This is a genomic window from Rhodococcus sp. KRD162, from assembly GCF_017168335.1.
In the GTDB taxonomy this organism is placed as follows: Bacteria; Actinomycetota; Actinomycetes; order Mycobacteriales; family Mycobacteriaceae; genus Rhodococcoides.
Genome location: NZ_JABFAU010000022.1, coordinates 1 through 3,992, shown reverse-complemented (window position 1 = coordinate 3,992; position 3,992 = coordinate 1). Strand labels below are relative to the sequence as shown.

Genomic DNA, 3,992 nt, shown 5'->3' with positions numbered 1-3,992 from the left:
TCTGACACACACGCCCATCGTCCTTGCCGTGTCAAATCCAGGGCGTGTCTAAAACGAAGGTTAAAGACACGTAGTCATAAGTGAGCGCCTAGGTTCGGACGATCGGGCAGTCAAAGCACCAAAGGAGTAATCTAGCGTTTTCGCTAGATTACTTGAGAGGTGTCAAGTGCAGCGCACTTCTGAACTCGTGCACTCGTCTTCTGAAACTGACAGTGAGCACCTCGAAATCACGGTCGACCGCATCCCGATACACCGGGTCGTAGAAGTAGTCCGGTTTCACTGTGAAGAACCAGGCCAACGCCGCCACAGTCTCCTCGGACGGGTTGATGCGGTGCCCCGACCGCAACATCGAAATATACGACTTCGAGATCCGGTGCCCAGCCGCCGTCAAACCCTGCGCCACATCGGCATTGCTGAACGGGCGATGCCCACGAGGATGCACGGTGGCGAACAATCGGTTCAATCTGGCAGCGAACGACCCATCCGTTGAACTGTCACTACCAGCCTCTCTCTCCCTGTTCACGCCACAGTTCTTCCTCATGTCTTGCGCACTTCTGACTGGCCACTCCGAACATGTGCCACTCGGCTCCGCGAGATTATTCTCGTCTACAAAACATAGGTCGGCCTACGACGGCACTCGCTGTTACGTCGTAGTTCCGTACGGCCGATGTGTCACGTATCGCGAACAAGATGAACAGCGCCACCCAGAGAGAGGCCTGCGAAGAAGGCTTCCGAGGTGAACGTGCGCTCTGGCATGACTACCTTTCTGTATCAGGGAGATTCGGAATGTGAGGGGGTCGACTCTCGATGGCAGTGGGCGGGCCGAGGGAGCGAGGAATACGATCCCGGATATGGGCTATTTCAGAGATGCCACTGCGGACGAGATCGAGCGCGGAGAAGCGACGAACTGGAGCCTGAAGACTCCAGAGGACGCCATCGATCTCCCCATCGATGAGCGCATCCGGAGAACAACCGAGGCGGATCTGCGATACAACCACCAAGTGTGGGTCGGCGAACCTGCGGACGATTGGGTCACCGCCGAGCAACTGGTCGCTCAGGGGTTCAGGCCCGAGGCGCTCACGACTCTGTTCGGGCCCGTCTCCGACGGGCCTGACGGCATCAGCGGCTGGCTGGTCGAACACGTCGACACCGTCGAGGAAACGGTCATAGAGCCAGCAGCCAAGCTGCTCAGAGACAGTGTCGACAAGGAATACATCGAAGCCTTGTTCAATGGATCTCGGATCACGACCTGACCCCTGAAGAGAAGCCGCCGGACCGAAACTAGTCACGTGATCGGCAGTGACGTCGCCGATCACGGCCTACGATGAGTGATGCAATTCATGGACAAGATCCTCAGAGCAATAGAGTTCCTCGAGCAGCAACGCGACCAGCCGGACGAGGGTATGGCCATGGCCGGCGGCCCAGGTTCTGCGCAGGAGACTCCGCCGTCCCGCAGTGAGCTCGATCGGATCGAGAGCGATCTGGACGAGCTGTTCGCAATCAAGGCTGCTGTCGAGCCGCCCCATTCGGTCATGCCCGACAAGGCATTACGTCAGAGACTCTGGGACGTTCAGGATCATTGGGGTCTACATGATCCGGCCGAGCTCAGACCGTGAACTACAAGCCGTGATCAGTGGAGCCGAATGCGATCATGCGCTGCGACGCGCACGGCGCACGCTCAGATCATCAAGGACGCCCTCGGCGGCGGAGTTGCTGTGACTGCGGGTTACGTCGTCAGCGAGGGTGTCAGCAGCCTTTACGGACGGTAGGTGGCGCACGACGGCCGCTACATCGGTCGCGGTGTGCCCGATCGCGATCCCGAACACGCCCTGTCCCCCGCGCAACAAGTCGACGATCTCTTCATCGGTGGTGCATTCGTAGACCGACATTCCGTCGCAGACCAGCGTGAGGCTCGCGAGGCCGTCTTGACCGCGAGCGCGTAAGTGGTCGACCGCGATCCGGACGTTCTGCAGGCTCACCCCGGTGTCGAGTAGCCGTTTGATCACTCGCACCGTCACGACGTCGGTGAACGAGTACAGGCGCTGAGATCCACTACCGGCTGCGCTGCGGATGGACGGCTCTATCAGTGCTGTTCGCGCCCAATAGTCGAGCTGGCGATAGGTCACACCGGCTGCCTGCTGCACTGCCGGCGCACGATAACCGAGACCGGCGTCGACGCCGGCATAGCTGGTGGCCACTGGAACGGTGAACGCCTCGGGCATCCACTCGTCGAACGAGGCCTGTCCGTCTGCCGAGTCTGCCGTCACGATCTCTCCCCGTTGTTGCCTGGCTGCACAGGCGATGATCGTAACGCCCGGAATCGTAGGAGCGGAGGTGTCAGTGTCGAGGTGCGTTGGGCAGCTGCCCCGAGCCGCTGCTCAGGTCGAAGTTGCCGGTCTGCGGGCGCGGAGTCGGCCTGGAAGCGAGAGTGTCTGCCACCAGCTTTTCCAGGCGCGAATTGGGTCGACCGGGACTGTAGGCGGCGGTGTCGCACGAGCTGGCCACGCTCATGACGTTTTGGTCCGGACGATGCGGTTTGCCGGTCTCCTCGGTACGTGCGAGCGCGTCGGCGGTTGCGTGCTCACGCAGGCGGCGTGCATGGGCGGCCCAGTCGATACCAGCCACGCAGGACCCCTCTTCTTGATCTGACTCGATTCCGTCGCAGCCGGCAACCGTCCCGGCCGAAGCCCATCGGTGCCTCCGGCGTCTAGAATAGCAATAATCGAACATGCGTTCTATTGCCGTTGCTTCAACTCACGCTCGATCGGCTGATTGCCTGGCTGACGAGATCACCGGCCGGGTCGGTGGTCTTTGTCCCAGGCGTAGTGGAGGAAGGGGCGCACTCGAGCGAAGGTGTCTACGACTTGGTGGACTATTCGCTCGATCGCGGCTGCGCCGTGCAGCGGGGACCCATCCGAATTACCAAGCTCTCCTTCTTCGATCGTGCCGGCGGCAGCGCGGATCTCCAGCACTGAACTGTCCGCGACTGCAAGTCCGTAGCCCGCGGCAGTTGTGTACTCGGAAATGGGGTCTCGAAGCACATACGATCTGGCCAGTCTCCCCGGCACGGGAAGAGTCACGATGCCGTCTTCGACTGCTGTGGCTATCACAACCTCCTCCAGCCTAACGCCGCGCGTGAACGGCATCCTCGGGAGCTCACCGCGTACGTACGCAGCGTCCAACTCTCTCAGCGACGCGTCGTGGAGGTCGCCTGGGAGCCAGGTACCCGCCCACTGCGACACATCTCCCACGATCCGGAAAGGCCCTTCGCATGACTCGAACTCGGCCCTCACCTTCTCCCACGCTATGCGTTGACGCTCGTAGAACTGTGTGCGCGCGGCCGTGGCTTCGGGCGTCTCGAGTTGGAACTGCTCGGACAGCGGCGGTTCTGCCGCCCGCTGTCGCCGTTGAAACCATCCCCGCACCGACCAGCTCATGCGTCGAGTAAAGCATCGACTGTCCGTGCGCGCAGACCCTTAAATTCGGGGACGCGATGCCACACCCCCTTGAACCGCCTCGTAGTCGACCCACCGAGGCCAGTAAAGGTGACTGTGTTGTAGACGGGCTTTGCAGTTGACCATTGTCCATCTGGCCGGGCGGTGCCCTCGGCACTCAGGTCTTGGAGCCTCATCGTCCGGGCTGGAGTGAAGCAGGCTCTATCCATTGATTGCTCTGTCAGGTTCGATGACGTGGGATGTACTGCGACACAGAAGTTTCAACCAATTCGACAGTGCGATCGCACAGGTGCAGGCCACCATGACGAAGGCTCTTGCGGACGATTCCGTGTCGCCACGGCGCTGAAAGTCTGTGCCGAAGGTCTCTAGCCAGTGAAGTGTTGTTACTGCGAGAAATACGCGTGCCAGTATGAGGTTCCCCCCGAAAAGTGGACAGTGGTTACGCGGCCATGATGGGCGCGTTCAGTGACTGTTCGTAACTGTGGGGGCTGAGCATTCCGATTGTGGAGTGCCGTCGTCGAGTGTTGTAGAAGTTCA

General features: G+C 60.7%; 5 protein-coding genes and 1 pseudogene. 2 read left to right on the top strand and 4 right to left on the bottom strand.

All coding sequences use genetic code 11. The features are described 5' to 3' along the window. Positions 1-214: 214 nt before the first annotated feature. A pseudogene (locus J1M87_RS23875) lies at positions 215-541 on the bottom strand (hypothetical protein); the annotation flags it as partial. 310 nt (positions 542-851) lie between these two features. On the opposite strand from J1M87_RS23875, the gene J1M87_RS23870 reads away from it, so the two are divergent. Continuing rightward, positions 852-1,253 carry a hypothetical protein gene (locus tag J1M87_RS23870; protein ID WP_206492283.1) on the top strand — a complete coding sequence of 134 codons (402 nt, stop codon included), beginning with the start codon at positions 852-854 and terminating at the stop codon, positions 1,251-1,253. 87 nt (positions 1,254-1,340) lie between these two features. Then, entirely contained in the window at positions 1,341-1,616 is a 276-nt protein-coding gene (locus J1M87_RS23865; RefSeq protein WP_206492282.1) for a hypothetical protein, read from the top strand. Positions 1,617-1,649: 33 nt separating this feature from the next. On the opposite strand, the gene J1M87_RS29120 is transcribed toward J1M87_RS23865, so the two are convergent. The 3 genes from J1M87_RS29120 to J1M87_RS23850 form a co-directional block, all read right to left on the bottom strand. Then, positions 1,650-2,222, bottom strand: a complete 573-nt coding sequence (locus J1M87_RS29120) for a MerR family transcriptional regulator (protein ID WP_206492285.1) — start codon at positions 2,220-2,222, stop codon at positions 1,650-1,652. A 115-nt stretch (positions 2,223-2,337) separates the two neighbouring features. Further along, positions 2,338-2,625 carry a hypothetical protein gene (locus tag J1M87_RS23855; RefSeq protein WP_206492281.1) on the bottom strand — a complete coding sequence of 96 codons (288 nt, stop codon included), beginning with the start codon at positions 2,623-2,625 and terminating at the stop codon, positions 2,338-2,340. Between the two features lie 164 nt (positions 2,626-2,789). Further along, positions 2,790-3,437, bottom strand: a complete 648-nt coding sequence (locus J1M87_RS23850) for a hypothetical protein (protein ID WP_206492280.1) — start codon at positions 3,435-3,437, stop codon at positions 2,790-2,792. Positions 3,438-3,992: the final 555 nt, after the last annotated feature.